The sequence below is a fragment of the Pseudochelatococcus sp. G4_1912 genome (assembly GCF_047501465.1).
Classification (GTDB): Bacteria; Pseudomonadota; Alphaproteobacteria; order Rhizobiales; family Beijerinckiaceae; genus Pseudochelatococcus.
The window spans coordinates 460,900-475,000 of the sequence record NZ_JAZDRL010000001.1 but is presented as its reverse complement, the minus strand read 5'-3'; the positions used below and the strand labels follow the sequence as shown (position 1 = coordinate 475,000).

Annotated in this window: 11 protein-coding genes; 7 read left to right on the top strand and 4 right to left on the bottom strand. The window is 53.4% G+C overall.

The window, feature by feature from the left end; translation table 11 throughout:
• Window positions 1-154: 154 nt before the first annotated feature.
• The gene (locus tag VRZ32_RS02235; protein WP_414523819.1) at window positions 155-1,585 is read right to left on the bottom strand and encodes a helix-turn-helix domain-containing protein; all 1,431 of its coding nucleotides are present in this window, start codon (window positions 1,583-1,585) and stop codon (window positions 155-157) included.
• Between the two features lie 195 nt (window positions 1,586-1,780).
• Between VRZ32_RS02235 and aceA the strand changes: the two genes are divergently transcribed.
• From aceA to VRZ32_RS02220, 3 genes are all read left to right on the top strand, one after another.
• The gene (aceA, locus tag VRZ32_RS02230) at window positions 1,781-3,073 is read left to right on the top strand and encodes an isocitrate lyase (RefSeq protein WP_414523817.1); all 1,293 of its coding nucleotides are present in this window, start codon (window positions 1,781-1,783) and stop codon (window positions 3,071-3,073) included.
• 91 nt (window positions 3,074-3,164) lie between these two features.
• The gene (locus VRZ32_RS02225; RefSeq protein ID WP_414523816.1) at window positions 3,165-3,389 is read left to right on the top strand and encodes a hypothetical protein; all 225 of its coding nucleotides are present in this window, start codon (window positions 3,165-3,167) and stop codon (window positions 3,387-3,389) included.
• Between the two features lie 298 nt (window positions 3,390-3,687).
• Window positions 3,688-4,899, top strand: a complete 1,212-nt coding sequence (locus VRZ32_RS02220; RefSeq protein WP_414523814.1) for an NADP-dependent isocitrate dehydrogenase — start codon at window positions 3,688-3,690, stop codon at window positions 4,897-4,899.
• 197 nt (window positions 4,900-5,096) lie between these two features.
• Here VRZ32_RS02220 and VRZ32_RS02215 read toward each other — a convergent pair whose 3' ends face one another.
• Window positions 5,097-5,249 (bottom strand): hypothetical protein, encoded by a 153-nt coding sequence (locus tag VRZ32_RS02215; protein WP_414523813.1) that lies wholly within the window; start codon window positions 5,247-5,249, stop codon window positions 5,097-5,099.
• Between the two features lie 430 nt (window positions 5,250-5,679).
• Here VRZ32_RS02215 and nudC point away from each other — a divergent pair, with 430 nt between their 5' ends.
• The 3 genes from nudC to der all read left to right on the top strand — a co-directional run bounded on the left by nudC (window position 5,680) and on the right by der (window position 8,811).
• A complete protein-coding gene (gene nudC, locus VRZ32_RS02210) occupies window positions 5,680-6,660 on the top strand; it encodes an NAD(+) diphosphatase (protein ID WP_414523811.1) in 981 nt (326 codons plus the stop codon).
• Between the two features lie 96 nt (window positions 6,661-6,756).
• Complete coding sequence (locus VRZ32_RS02205; protein WP_414523809.1) at window positions 6,757-7,413, top strand: tetratricopeptide repeat protein; 657 nt, start codon at window positions 6,757-6,759, stop codon at window positions 7,411-7,413.
• Window positions 7,414-7,452: 39 nt separating this feature from the next.
• On the top strand, window positions 7,453-8,811 hold the full coding sequence (gene der / locus VRZ32_RS02200; RefSeq protein ID WP_414523808.1) for a ribosome biogenesis GTPase Der: 1,359 nt from the start codon (window positions 7,453-7,455) through the stop codon (window positions 8,809-8,811).
• A 147-nt stretch (window positions 8,812-8,958) separates the two neighbouring features.
• Here der and VRZ32_RS02195 read toward each other — a convergent pair whose 3' ends face one another.
• Complete coding sequence (locus VRZ32_RS02195; protein WP_414523806.1) at window positions 8,959-10,272, bottom strand: RsmB/NOP family class I SAM-dependent RNA methyltransferase; 1,314 nt, start codon at window positions 10,270-10,272, stop codon at window positions 8,959-8,961.
• A gap of 2 nt (window positions 10,273-10,274) precedes the next feature.
• The gene (gene guaB, locus VRZ32_RS02190; RefSeq protein WP_414523804.1) at window positions 10,275-11,768 is read right to left on the bottom strand and encodes an IMP dehydrogenase; all 1,494 of its coding nucleotides are present in this window, start codon (window positions 11,766-11,768) and stop codon (window positions 10,275-10,277) included.
• Between the two features lie 453 nt (window positions 11,769-12,221).
• On the opposite strand from guaB, the gene VRZ32_RS02185 reads away from it, so the two are divergent.
• The gene (locus VRZ32_RS02185) at window positions 12,222-14,060 is read left to right on the top strand and encodes a hypothetical protein (RefSeq protein ID WP_414523803.1); all 1,839 of its coding nucleotides are present in this window, start codon (window positions 12,222-12,224) and stop codon (window positions 14,058-14,060) included.
• Window positions 14,061-14,101 lie beyond the last annotated feature (41 nt).

Here is a 14,101-nt window from a genome sequence, read left to right as displayed (position 1 = left end):
TCGAGATCCGAATCGACATCATTGCGAAATTAAATACTCAGGCATCGGGACACATGTGTCATAATAACGTATTGATCTTATTATCATAATTATAAATTTACTATAAAATGCAGCATTTGTCGCCCTATTGGCTTCACCATATCGTGATCTGACATCACTTGAAACGAAATGGTGCAACCGCCCGCGTGTGCTCCTCAACAACCAGAGCGCGCGAGTAAGGCAACATGGCGCGCTGCGTACAATCGGGCCTCTCACATAAGCGGCAGTTAATGCCTATTGGTGTCGCATCCGGAGCTGCAAGATCAAGACCGCGCGTGTAGACGAGTTTGGCGGCATGCTTGATGTCACATCCAAGCGCCAACGCGACTTCAGGCTCTGCCTTATTCCAGGATGAGATAGATCTTGTGACCGCCCGAGCCAAAGTGAAATAGCGCGCGCCATCGGGCATCTCAACGATCTGCGTGAAAATATGATTCGGGTTTTTGAAGGTTGAATGCAGCAGCCACAATGGGCAGGTACCGCCATAACGTGAGAAAGGAAAGTTTGCAGCCGAAAAGCGCTTTGAAACATTTCCTGCTGAATCAACGCGAATCATAAAAAACGGCACGCCTCGCGCAGATGGGCGCGATAAAGTTGTCAGCCTATGGCAAACCTGCTCAAAACTCGCACCAAAGCGCGCGCCAAGCACTTGTATGTCATATCCCAGCGCATCCGCGGCAGAGAAAAAACGCCCGTAGGGCATCATAATAGCTGCCGCCATATAGTTGGTGAGATTCACTTTTAACAAGCGGCGGGTGTTCGTCGCCGTAAAAGGTGCGCGCTCTATAATCTCATCCATGAGCGCGCCTGCCTCAAGCTGCCCCACCAAATAGGCGATGGCAAAGATACGGCCAGAGCTATCAAGCATTTCCGAAACCATGAGCTGACGCCGGTGCCGATCGAAGCGACGCAGCGTCGTCGACATCACATCAACCGGCAATACGCGCACAGTAAGTCCATGTTTTTCGCGCAAACGTTCGCGCAATGCGGTCATGAGGTCAGCGTTGGCAACCATCAGCTCCGCAGCAATTGCTTCTGCCGCCTCCTCTAATACAGGAAAGTGATTGCGCTGATCCTGCACAAAATCACGAACTGTATCAACGGGATCCTCGGAAGCAGCTGCAGGCTCATCACGACCATCCGAGTGGCGGGTGGCATTCTCTTCCCGCCGCTTGCCATCGAGATAGGCTTTGTAAAGACGGGTTACTGCATCGCCTAATGCAGGCGCGTTAGCTGCGATTTCCACAATTTCATGATGCGGTATTGCGAGCTCACGAAACAACGGATCGGCCAAAACTTCCGATAAATCAACTACCGCTCGCTGGTCCGCCTCCCCCGCTAAAGAACGCAAATCAATGTCGTAAACCTCGGTCAAACGTAGCAGTAATTGGGCCGTTACGGGGCGTTGATTTCGCTCGATAAGATTGAGATAACTTACTGAAACACCTAGCTCTTCTGCCATTCTCGTCTGGGTAAGTCCAAGCTCGCGGCGCAAACGGCGCAGGCGGGGACCAATGAATAGTTTCTTCGACGAGATATCGTTCATGTTGTTTTTACAACTTTCACAATTTTACATTTTTAACAAATACACACTCATACAAAAATGCAACTTTTGGTGTTTCCAAGCAAGCGAAAAATGTGTTTGATGATGGTGTAGGACGGGTCTTCGGCGAGAATCAAGTTTCGACAGAGACCATTCTGTAAAAGATGTCTAAGAATTAGGTTACCAGGAGATACCAAAATGAGCCGCGACTTCAAATCTCTCGTTCCTAATGCGCCGGCGGGGCGTTTTGACGGCATCGAGCGTCCGTATACCGCCGCCGATGTGGAGCGGCTGCGGGGCTCGGTTCTTCCAGCACACACCTTGGCTGAACGCGGCGCAAACCGCCTGTGGCAGCTGCTGCAAGAGCGTCCATACGTACACTCACTCGGCGCACTGTCGGGCAATCAGGCCATGCAGATGGCCCGCGCCGGGCTTGAGGCAATCTACCTCTCCGGCTGGCAGGTTGCTGCCGATGCAAACGTGGCGGGCGCCATGTACCCGGACCAGAGCCTCTATCCCGCGAATTCCGGGCCTGAACTTGCTCGCAAGATTAACCGCACGCTGCAACGCGCTGATCAGATCGAGCATGCTGAAGGCAAGGTAACGCGTGACTGGTTTCTGCCAATCGTGGCCGATGCTGAGGCAGGCTTTGGCGGCCCACTGAACGCATTCGAGATTATGAAGGCGTACATTGAAGCAGGCGCTGCTGGCGTACACTTTGAAGATCAGCTCGCTTCAGAAAAGAAGTGCGGCCATCTTGGTGGCAAGGTGCTGATCCCAACAGCAGCGCATGAGCGGAATCTCACAGCAGCCCGCCTGGCAGCGGATATCTGTGGCGTGCCAACCCTTATCGTTGCACGCACTGATGCTGAAAGTGCACGCTTGATCACTTCCGATGTCGATGAGCGTGATCGCCCCTTCATCGAACCCGACAGTCGCACGCCTGAAGGCTTCTTCCGCCTCAAGGAGGGCACTGGCCTCGACCATTGCATCGCCCGCGGCCTGTCGTTCGCGAAATATGCTGATCTTCTGTGGTGGGAAACCTCACACCCTGACCTCAACGATGCTCGCAAGTTCGCTGAAGCAGTGCACAAGGTCCACCCAGGCAAGCTGCTGGCTTACAACTGCTCGCCCTCGTTCAACTGGCGCGCAAAGCTTTCGCCAGCCGAGATCGAGAAGTTCCAGCGCGAGCTGGGGGCCATGGGTTACAAATACCAGTTCGTGACGCTGGCAGGTTTCCACAGCCTCAATCACAGCATGTTCGAACTGGCTACCGGCTACCGCGATCGCGGCATGGGAGCATACAGCGAGCTGCAGCAGGCAGAGTTCGATTCGGAGGAGAAGGGCTACACGGCCACCCGTCATCAGCGGGAAGTGGGCACCGGCTACTTCGATCAGGTATCGATTGCTATCACCGGCGGTCAGTCATCGACTACCGCAATGGGCGAATCGACCGAGACGGCTCAGTTTAAGCAGAATGCTGCTGAATAAGATTTCATCCGGTGGAGAGCATCAACTCTCCACCTCCTCCCCTCCAGAAAAACTCTTTTGATACCTTCTTTCAGAGATCAGGAGCTAAAAAATGGAACATTCTCGTTACTGGATCGTGGGCGGTGAATACAGCGACACCGACTTTCAGAACATCATCCCGGGTACTGAACAGATTTCGGGCCCCTTCAACAGCCGCGATGACGTGGAAGAAGAATGGCGCCGCATCTCTGAACGTCACCGCAGCCAAGCTCTGATGCGCTTTTCTATCGCTTCTGAACGCATGATGGCCGGTAAAACGCAGATGGCTGCAGCGTGAGACGCCGATATACAAGGTCGCGGATTATTTCGACCAAGAGCTTGCAAGACGACATATAAAGGCCGGAGTCCTCGAAAGGCTCCGGCCTTTAGTTTGAGATATGAGTTGTCTACAATTCATACGTGCTAATCATTTTTCAGCGACTTGCATTGAAATTTCTCATTTTGTCACTGTTTCACCCCGGTCACAGGTGTTATTCGCAGCGGAAAATGCGTATAGGGATTTATTGCTGGTGTCGGTTCCGCACGGATCCGCACCAAGGTTCCTACGCTGTTTTCCCGTGCAAGGTGAATGACACATGAGCAAGATCAAGGTGGCGAACCCCGTCGTCGAACTCGACGGCGATGAAATGACCCGGATCATCTGGCAGTACATTAAAGATAAGCTGATCCACCCTTATCTCGACATCGACCTGAAATATTACGATCTCGGTATCGAGAACCGTGATGCGACAGACGACAAGGTTACGGTCGAATCCGCCGAAGCGATCAAGCAGTATGGTGTTGGCATCAAATGCGCCACCATCACCCCCGACGAAGCGCGGGTGGAGGAATTCAATCTTAAACAGATGTGGAAGTCGCCTAACGGCACCATCCGTAACATTCTTGGTGGCGTTATTTTCCGCGAGCCAATCATTGCCCGCAACGTGCCTCGTCTGGTACCAGGCTGGACGCAGCCGATCATTATCGGCCGTCATGCTTATGGCGATCAGTACCGTGCAACAGATTTTCGCGTCCCCGGCAAGGGCAAGCTGACACTGACTTTCGTTGGCGAAGACGGCACCAAGATCGAGCGCGAAGTATTCAACTTCCCTGGTTCTGGCGTTGCGATGGCAATGTACAACCTGGATGATTCGATCCGTGATTTTGCCCGCGCATCGCTCAATTATGGTCTCTCACGTAAATACCCCGTATACCTTTCCACCAAGAACACTATCCTGAAAGCCTATGATGGTCGCTTCAAGGATATTTTCGAAGAGGTCTATGAGGCTGAATTCCGCGAAGAATTCGTTAAGGCTGGCATTCACTACGAGCACCGCCTGATCGACGACATGGTAGCTTCATCCCTGAAATGGTCCGGCGGTTACGTCTGGGCTTGCAAGAACTATGATGGCGACGTGCAGTCCGACACAGTCGCACAGGGCTTCGGCTCACTGGGCCTAATGACCTCAGTACTGCTCACGCCAGATGGCAAGATTGTCGAATCGGAGGCCGCACATGGCACTGTGACACGCCATTATCGCGAACATCAAAAAGGCAAGGCGACATCGACAAACTCGATTGCCTCGATTTTCGCCTGGACCCGCGGTCTCGCCCATCGCGCCAAGCTGGATGACAATGCCGAGCTGAAGCGCTTTGTTGATACCCTTGAGAAGGTCGTCATCGACACAGTTGAATCTGGATTTATGACCAAAGACCTGGCGCTTCTCGTTGGCGCAGACCAAAAGTGGCTATCAACCACCGGCTTCCTTGATAAGGTCGATGAAAATCTACAGAAGGCCATCGGCTAAAAACACGGCGCCCCTTCTTCCCATATAGAAGGGGCGCATCTTTCTGCAAAAGAATAAATCCGCCCAATATAAACATTGATTACATTGAAGCATTACATAGAGAACAATCTCAGTAATTATTCCAATATATCATTAAGCGATATCAATATCTGCAGCATCGAAATTAATGAGATGCGTATAACTCAATCGCACTTGCCTTAACGCGACAAAAACGCTGCAGCCCATACCCCTATAACTGGCAGGAACACAAGCATAAGCATAAGCGCAAGCATCCACGCTACCGAGCGATCATTGCGGGTGTCTTCATAGCGTGCGGCCATGAGGCCACGGTTGATTTTGGCAGGGGTCATTGGCTCACCTTCCTGTCGATCGGACCGTCAAACGGCCGATCCGGGTGAGCTGATCGAAAAGATCAGGCTATCCAGAAAGCCGAAGACGGCAAACGCGATCGACTTATACTGTCGCTGGGCATGATTTCCGATTTTTCCGATGAGATCGAACTGCGCACATGCGCAATATCGAAGTGTATGGAAGGTAAATGCGGCTAGTACACGGCAACGTCAAGGATAAAAATGCGCTCCGACATACTATTTCGGGATGTTTTTTTCGCTGATTAAATCACACAATAAAAAACGCTGAAAAATCAATCATAACGTGCATAGCCAATATAAGCGCTATTTTCTGCATGTCTTCTCACAGCTGGTTAAATGCACTGCATCGCTTTAGGATGCCCACCTCGTTAGAAAAATTGCCGCTCGCCAATTGTTTGTAGGAAGCACAATGACCAGAAAACTCCTTTCCAAAACTGATTTTTCTATAATTGCTTCACCCGAACTTTCAGCGCAAACGGCATTCGCCTGCAACCGTCTCAATCGCCATTCAGAGCGCCGTGAAATCGAATCAGAAGTCGCATATCACCGCGCGGATAAGAGAGCGCGGGCGTTCATCCTGGTTGGGGATACACCTCTTCTTAAAACAAATAATGAGCCGCAACGCGCTTTTTTCACTCTGCAGGAAGCCATGGAGCTGGGACAGGAAAAGGAGAGTGCTTATCTCGGCATGCTCGATGATATCCCAATCTTTAGCTTGCTCTATCCGACGTCACTCAGCGATTCTTTCAGCGCCCGCACAGATGTTGAGCTCGTCAATTTACGGGCCATCGCATCAGAAGGGCTTTTGCCGGCTGATGAACTTGCTCCGCTGGGAGAAGCCAAAGCCTTGATGGACTGGCATCGACGACATGGATTTTGTGCCAATTGCGGCACGGCCACTCTCGCCTTTACAGGCGGCTTCAGACGCGACTGCCCCTCTTGCAAGGCCCAGCATTTTCCACGTGTCGACCCTGTTGTAATCATGCTTGTAACAGATGGCGAACACTGCCTTCTGGGGCGCCAACCCCAGTTTGCACCAGGAATGTACTCTGCACTCGCAGGGTTTATTGAACCCGGCGAAACCATTGAAGATGCCGTGCGCCGTGAAATCAAGGAAGAAGCTGGCATTCAAGTAGGGGCCGTGTGTTATCTCGCTTCGCAACCTTGGCCTTTTCCTTCTTCCTTGATGATCGGATGCATCGCCAAGGCCATAACCACAGATCTCACCATCGATCATCTGGAACTTGAAGATGCGCGATGGTTTTCGCGTGAAGAGGCGCGCACTCTATTTTCTGAAAGCCATCCTGACGGATTGACAGCCCCTCGCCCAATGGCAATTGCGCACCATCTTCTGCGCGCATTCGTTGATGCAGAGCAACCTCTTATATAATGCAATGGTGATCTCGCTTTCGCCACACCACTGTGTTAATGGTCCGCTTCGCTTTATTTCTAGAATTGCCTTTGCGGGCCATCACAGCTGTGACCTATGACTGACATTTTTCGCGAAATCGATGAAGATCTCCGCCGCGATCGCTACTCAAAGCTTTTTCGCCGGCTAGCTCCATTTCTGATCACCATTATCGTGTTGATCATTGCAGGCGTTGGCGGCTGGCAATCATGGCGCTGGCTCGACAGGCAATCAGCCGAGCAGGCTGGCGCGCGCTTTGAAGAGGCTCTACAGGCCGCCCGTGATGGTAAAAGCGATGAGGCAGAACAAGCGCTCGCAAGCATTAGCGCAGATGGTCCAGCCGGCTATCAACTGCTATCACGTTTCCGCCTCGCGGCGCTTGAGGGTGCAAAGGATCCGGCAGCAGGTGCCGCAGCATTTACCGCAATCGCCAATGATTCATCTATTGATGCCACGTGGCGGGACCTCGCCAGACTGCGCGCAACCTTGCTGCAGGTAGGCACCTTGTCACCTGACGAAGTGCAGGCCGCGTTGCAGCCCCTCGCTGCTCCTGGCCAGCCATGGCGCTATACAGCGCTGGAAACCCTTGGTCTTGTGGCACTAAATGCGGGCAATTTTGATGAAGCCGGGCGTTGGTTCGACCAGATCATGACTGATCCGGCAGCCCCTCCCAACCTGCGCCGGCGTGTGCAGGAGGTTTATCTGGCTATTGTCGCCGGCGGACCTGCCAACTAACTGAATCTTATTACTTTCTTCTGTGTGTTTGGAGCAACCATGACCCCTGCGGTCGCTATTATCGGTCGTCCTAATGTCGGCAAATCGACGCTCTTCAACCGTTTGGTAGGGCGTAAGCTCGCGCTGGTCGATGACCGGCCTGGTGTCACACGTGACAGGCGCGAGGGCGAGGCGACCCTTGGGCATCTCACCTTCCCGATATTTGACACCGCTGGACTGGAAGAGGCAGCAGACGAAAGTCTGACTGGCCGAATGCGTCAGCAAACCGAAACGGCTATCGATGATTGCGACATCATCCTGTTTGTTATCGATGCACGTATCGGTGTCACTCCGTCTGATCGGCAATTCGCTGATCTCGCACGTCGCTCCGGCAAGCCTGTTATCCTCATTGCCAATAAGGCTGAAGGCAAACTTGGGCTTGAAGGTGCTTATGAAGCATTTGCGCTTGGTCTTGGTGACCCTGTGCCCTTCTCCGCCGAACATGGAGAAGGTACTTCGGATCTCCTCGAAGCCTTGATGCCATATTTTCCTGAGCCTGATGACGAGGAAGAAGAAGATGGCTTGGACGAGCAAGGCAACCTGCATCGTCCTCTGAGAATTGCAATTTGCGGCCGACCAAATGCTGGAAAATCAACGCTCATCAACCAGATGATCGGTGAGGAACGCCTCCTTACGGGCCCTGAAGCTGGCATAACGCGTGATTCTATTTCACTCGACTGGCAATGGCGCGACCATGCGATCAAGCTCTACGACACCGCTGGCATGCGCAAGCGCGCCCGGATTGAAGATAAGCTTGAAAAGCTTTCGGTTGCTGACGGCCTGCGGGCTATCCGCTTTGCTGAGGTGGTCGTGGTGCTGCTTGATGCCACCATCCCTTTCGAAAAACAGGATCTGACTATTATAGACCTGATCGAGAAGGAAGGGCGCGCAGTTGTCATCGGTCTCAATAAATGGGACCTCGTTTCCGACCAGCACGGCCTGTTAAAGACACTGCGTGAGGATGCTGCGCGGCTGCTGTCACAAGTGAAGGGCGTATCGGTTATTCCACTATCAGGCTTGACCGGTCGTGGAATCGATCCCCTCATGGAAACAGTCATGGAAGCTTATGCGGTCTGGAACGAGCGCATTTCCACGGCCCGCCTCAACAAATGGCTCGCAGATATGGTGGATGGTCATCCGCCTCCAGCCGTCTCTGGGCGACGCATCAAGATTCGATATATGACGCAGGTGAAGAGCCGCCCGCCGCATTTTGCGTTATTCGGTAATCAGTTGAGCGATTTGCCGCGTTCTTACACGCGTTACCTCGTGAATGGTTTGCGTGATACATTTGGCCTTAAGGGCACGCCAATCAGGCTGGCATTGCGTTCAGGCGACAATCCGTACGATAAGAAAAAATAACCTAGAACAGTTTGCGAGCGCAAGTTGCGGTGAAATATAGAAATTAAAGCGCAGTTCTGTTCCAATCGGAACATCAGGCGCTGTAATACGCATAAATTAAAACGGCGGATCAAACATGATCCGCCGTTTTTTACTTTGAGTTTCCTGTCACTGCTTGCGTAAAATCGCAATGTAAAAGCCATCCGTATCTGTGCGATGGGGCGATAATAACAAGCCACCGCCCTCCGTGGCAAAGGCGGCCAAATGCGGCAAGCCTGCCAACTCCGCGACATCCTTCGGATTGATGATGGAAAAACCACCATGACGGGCCAGGAAGCCCACTATTGCATCATCATTTTCATCCGGTAGTAATGAGCAGGTCACATACGCAATCCGCCCGCCTGATTTGACAAGCGCAGCGGCACGATCGAGCACAATAGCTTGATCAGCAATCCGCTCACTCAACGCACCCGGACGAAGACGCCACTTGGCATCAGGATTACGCCGCCAGGTGCCCGTGCCCGTGCAAGGGGCATCGACCAGCACGAGATCAGCAGAGCCAGAAAGATCCGCCAACGGATCTGCGACTTCAGGATTGCGCACGGGATCATAACGGCCACGAGGGACTCTCAGTTGCACATTGCGTGCACTTGAACGCTCTAACCGCGCATGAATCGCCGCCAAGCGGCGCGCGTCAATGTCAGTTGCGTAAATCTGACCGCGATTATCCATTTGCGCGGCAAGCGCCAGTGTCTTGCCACCTGCGCCGGCACACAGGTCAATCACCTGCTCCCCTGGAGCTGCCAGCGTAAGACGCGCAGCAAGCTGAGAACCTTCATCCTGGATCTCATAAAGCCCTTGTATGAACTCAGGCTCCACCTGTAGCGCAGGGCCACGGCCATCATCACCCACATGAAACCGCAGGCCATCAGGCGCATGAGGCGTCGGTTCGGGCGCGAAGTGCATAAGCGCGTTTTGTAGCGCCTCCCGCGTTGTTTTCAGCGTATTGACGCGAATATCAATTGGCGCTCGATCAGCCAGTGCTTGTGTTTCAACAATCAGATCATCGCCAAGCGCGCGCGTGAAAGACTCTTCCAGCCACTCAGGAAAATCACCAGCTGACGCGGCAGGCATATCAGGTGTTGGGGCTTCAAGACGTTGGCGCTCATCAGCGCTCAATGCTTCTGGCGCAAATCGCTCGCCCGAAAACAGATTCTCAATCTCTTTCGTGCCAAGCCCACGCCCCAGCCGTAACATGCCCAGCACCACAGCACGTGGACTTTCTCTACCCAATAGAAACATGCTTGATGCCCGCCGGCGCAGAGCATCATAAACAAGGCTCGCCAATGCCGCGCGATCTTTCGATCCGGCAAAGCGATGCGTCTGCCCCCACTCGCGCAGGGCATCGGAGACAGGGCGGCGGCGAACTTCAAGGTCCGCCAGCACCTCAATAGCTGCGGCAATGCGCGCTGATGGCGTCATAATCAGCCCCGGTTCGGATAGTTAGGGCTTTCGCGGGTGATCGTCACATCATGGACGTGGCTCTCCCGCAGGCCTGCATTGGTGATACGAACGAACTCTGCGCGCTCTTGCAGATCGGGAATCGTGCGTGCGCCAGTATAACCCATCGCAGCGCGCAAACCGCCAGCCAGCTGATGCAGGACTGCCGCAACGCTCCCCTTATAAGCCACCTGCCCCTCAATGCCCTCTGGCACGAGCTTCAGTGTATCCTTGATGTCCTGCTGGAAATAGCGATCAGCCGAACCGCGCGACATGGCACCAACCGAACCCATTCCACGATAGGATTTATAAGAACGGCCCTGCCAGAGAAACACCTCACCCGGTGTTTCATCAGTGCCTGCGAGCAACGAACCAACCATGGCACAAGATGCGCCGGCAGCAAGCGCCTTCGCAAGATCGCCAGATACCTTGATACCACCATCAGCAATCACTGGAATACCAGCAGCATGCGCTGCCTCAGCAGAATCCATAATCGCCGTAAGCTGTGGCACACCAACACCCGCAACAATACGCGTGGTGCAGATGGAACCTGGTCCAATACCAATCTTGACCGCATCTGCACCTGCATCAATCAGCGCCTTTGTGCCAGATGCAGTTGCCACGTTGCCGGCAATAACCTGCACAGCATTGGAGAGTTTCTTGACCTTCGTAACCATATCAAGCACACGTTGGGAATGCCCATGTGCCGTATCAACAACAAGGATATCGCACCCTGCATCGATCAACAGCTCGCAGCGCAGAAAGCCTTCATCGCCCGTTGTAGTGGCAGCAGCAACGCGGAGCCGGCCCTGCGCATCCTTGGCGGCATTCGGATACGCAACCTGTTTCTCGATATCCTTCACCGTAATGAGGCCGATGCAGCGATAGTGATTATCGACGACAAGCAGCTTTTCAATGCGGAATTCATGCAGCAGGCGCTTGGCCTCTTCTTGCCCCACGCCTTCACGAACAGTAATCAGCCGATCCTTGGTCATCAACTCGGATATGGGTTGATCGGGGCTTGTAGCGAAGCGCACATCACGGTTCGTCAGAATGCCAACGAGCTTGCCGTTATTGCCGTTTGCACCCTTTTCAACCACCGGAATACCCGAAATCGAGTGCTGCTTCATCAAGGCAAGCGCTTCGGCGAGCTTCTGATGGGGATGGATGGTGACCGGATTAACAACCATACCCGACTCGTACTTCTTCACGAGGCGGACTTGATCGGCCTGCTGCTCTGGCGTGAAGTTGCGGTGGATAACGCCAAGACCGCCGCTTTGCGCCATGGCAATAGCCATGCGAGCCTCGGTTACAGTATCCATAGCAGATGCAATAATCGGCAGGTTGAGCGAGATAGAGCGCGTTAGCGTCGTCTGCAGATCAACTTGTCCGGGCATCACTTCAGAGTGTCCTGGCTGCAGGAGCACATCATCGAAGGTCAAAGCCTCACGGATCATTTTTTCGCGCATAGCAGGCATCGCCAACCCTTCCTAATATAATAATGTCACCACATGGATGCGGTTGGCTGACGCCCTGCTGGAATTGCCTGCAGAACCTTTTCAACCTTTGGGGTGGCGCTCACCCTACCCCTGCACATGTGTAACTGAGTTGGCGCTGGCGTTTACCACGTTTTTTATACCAACGTCCAGTCATGTTTTTACGCTTAAACCGTTTGCAATCATTTATTCCGTTACACATCGCAGGAGAGCTGGATGCAGATGCATCGGCATAGCGCGAATTCCACTGCATAGCGTACTGCTGAAAGCGTTATTTTAACATCATGTTTACCTTGTGCGGCAAAAGTCAGAGCAGCTAATACGTGCTGAACCTTTTCGTTTTGCACGATTCGATTTTGCCGCATCAGCCTGATCCCAAACAGCAATCAGGCAATGCTTACTAAATGGTACCGCCGGGTCATGATGAGCCAAGCTATGGCAAACCACGCGCAACAAGCGCCCTGGAGTGTGAAAGGCATTGCCCCGCAAACCCGCGAGGCTGTAAAGGATGCCGCACGTCGCTCCGGGATGACTATCGGCGAATGGCTCAATGTCGCCATCACCCAGCAAGCAGAAAGCGATCTGTCTTCACGGCAGGATAGCCCCACTCCGCACGATCTGCGATGGGCGGAGATCGCAGCGCACCTCGCAAAGCATGTGCGCCCAGAGAATTCACGGACAGCGCTGTCAGATCCTGCGATCGTATCGACGCATGCCATTGAGCAACTTCTGCGGGATGCACAAGCTCGCCAGGAACAGCAAGCACGTGAACAGTCAATGCGCCTGGCGGAGGCATTGACAGGCCTCGCGCGCTACATTGAACACGCTGAAAATCGCCAACTGGAAGAAATTCATCGCGCCAGCATAGCACAACAGCAGGCAAGCACAGACCTCGCACAAACATTGACGCTTGTCGCACAACGTATCAAGCGGCTAGAGCGGCAATTGACGCATCTGCCTCAAGATCTTGCGGGTTCCTTGAAAGAGGTCACCACCCAGCATGTAAACGAGATGAGCACGCAGCTGCTTCCGGCAATGGAACAGCGACTGGCTGCTCAGATGCGCGATATCCTCAATAGTTTGAATGTTGTACACGCCTCCTCGCCTACACACCAAGAGGCGCCTGCTGATGCTGAACAACTCAAAGTCGAAGATCGACTGGCGCGCGCAATTGTCGATATTCGCTCAAAGCAGGTTGAGTTAGCGCGCCTGGAATCTGGTGTTGCAGAAGACCTGCCTCAAAAAGCAATCCTTGAACGGCTGGAGGGTCTATCACGCCAGCTTGATACTGCATTTTCTCCTATTTCGGAAAAGAGTGAGAACGCCAATCTTGCGGCGTTGTTGACACGTCTGGATCGTATTGATTTACGCTTGGATGATTCACAGCCCTCCCTCAATCTGGTGCGGCTTGAAGACATGGTGCATAGCCTGTCAGAGAACATTGAAGCGTTGCATGCATCAAGCCGGAAGCAATCAACAAGCGGTCCAGCCGCACTCGACACTTTGGCTCAGCAGATCAGCCAGCTCGCGCAACGCCTGGATGATGTTACACGTCAGACATTACACGCCTCCAACGCAGATGAATCTGACACGCGAGAACGTTTTACAGCGCTTGAAAGAGCCGTAAACAACTTATCACTACAATTGCGCGACCTTCCTCTGGCTGATACAGCTTCGCTGGAACGCATGGCACAAATAGCTGCCAATGAGGCTTTGGCTGCTCTATCAGCAGACGATAATGCAACGCCACGTGAGCTGAGTGTGCGTGCAGAGGACGCGCTCGACGCCGTTCACAATACATTGGAGCGCGTTGTTGACCGGCTTGCGCAGCTTGAGAACGACATTCGCAATCGCCGCATAGACACCGCTCCTGCGCGCACCTTCTTCACGGGCGAGCCCGAGCTTCGCGCTGCAAAGGCATTGGCGCAAGCGGGCTTGCAAAGCAACGACATCACCTCTGAAGCCCTGGCATCTGATGGCCCTGAAGATCTTCTTGCGCGCAAGACGGTTGGCTTGACCGAGAACGTTGGCGCAACCACAGGCTTCATCGCCGCTGCTCGGCGAGCTGCAATGGCCGCAGCTGATGAAACGAGGCTGACGACAGCTCAGTTGTATCCTCACAGTTACAATGCCAATGCGATACCAGAAAGCAATGCAGAGGCGATCATCGAGCGTAGGCGCTCTCTATTGATTGGTCTTGGTGCACTCATTGCTGCTACCGGCGCAGCACAAATAGCAACCGTGATTATGGATGGTGCAACGCGGCTCTCATAATGCCTCAACGGATAAGGCCTTGTAGCCGCACATCATTTTAT

Excerpts from the sequence above, each read along its gene's own strand:
- VRZ32_RS02205 (WP_414523809.1), top strand. The coding sequence starts at position 6,757 with ATGACTGACATTTTTCGCGAAATCGATGAAGATCTCCGCCGCGATCGC.
- VRZ32_RS02195 (WP_414523806.1), bottom strand. The coding sequence starts at position 10,272 with ATGACGCCATCAGCGCGCATTGCCGCAGCTATTGAGGTGCTGGCGGAC.
- VRZ32_RS02215 (WP_414523813.1), bottom strand. The coding sequence starts at position 5,249 with ATGACCCCTGCCAAAATCAACCGTGGCCTCATGGCCGCACGCTATGAA.
- nudC (WP_414523811.1), top strand. The coding sequence starts at position 5,680 with ATGACCAGAAAACTCCTTTCCAAAACTGATTTTTCTATAATTGCTTCA.
- der (WP_414523808.1), top strand. The coding sequence starts at position 7,453 with ATGACCCCTGCGGTCGCTATTATCGGTCGTCCTAATGTCGGCAAATCG.
- guaB (WP_414523804.1), bottom strand. The coding sequence starts at position 11,768 with ATGCCTGCTATGCGCGAAAAAATGATCCGTGAGGCTTTGACCTTCGAT.
- aceA (WP_414523817.1), top strand. The coding sequence starts at position 1,781 with ATGAGCCGCGACTTCAAATCTCTCGTTCCTAATGCGCCGGCGGGGCGT.
- VRZ32_RS02225 (WP_414523816.1), top strand. The coding sequence starts at position 3,165 with ATGGAACATTCTCGTTACTGGATCGTGGGCGGTGAATACAGCGACACC.
- VRZ32_RS02185 (WP_414523803.1), top strand. The coding sequence starts at position 12,222 with ATGGCAAACCACGCGCAACAAGCGCCCTGGAGTGTGAAAGGCATTGCC.
- VRZ32_RS02220 (WP_414523814.1), top strand. The coding sequence starts at position 3,688 with ATGAGCAAGATCAAGGTGGCGAACCCCGTCGTCGAACTCGACGGCGAT.
- VRZ32_RS02235 (WP_414523819.1), bottom strand. The coding sequence starts at position 1,585 with ATGAACGATATCTCGTCGAAGAAACTATTCATTGGTCCCCGCCTGCGC.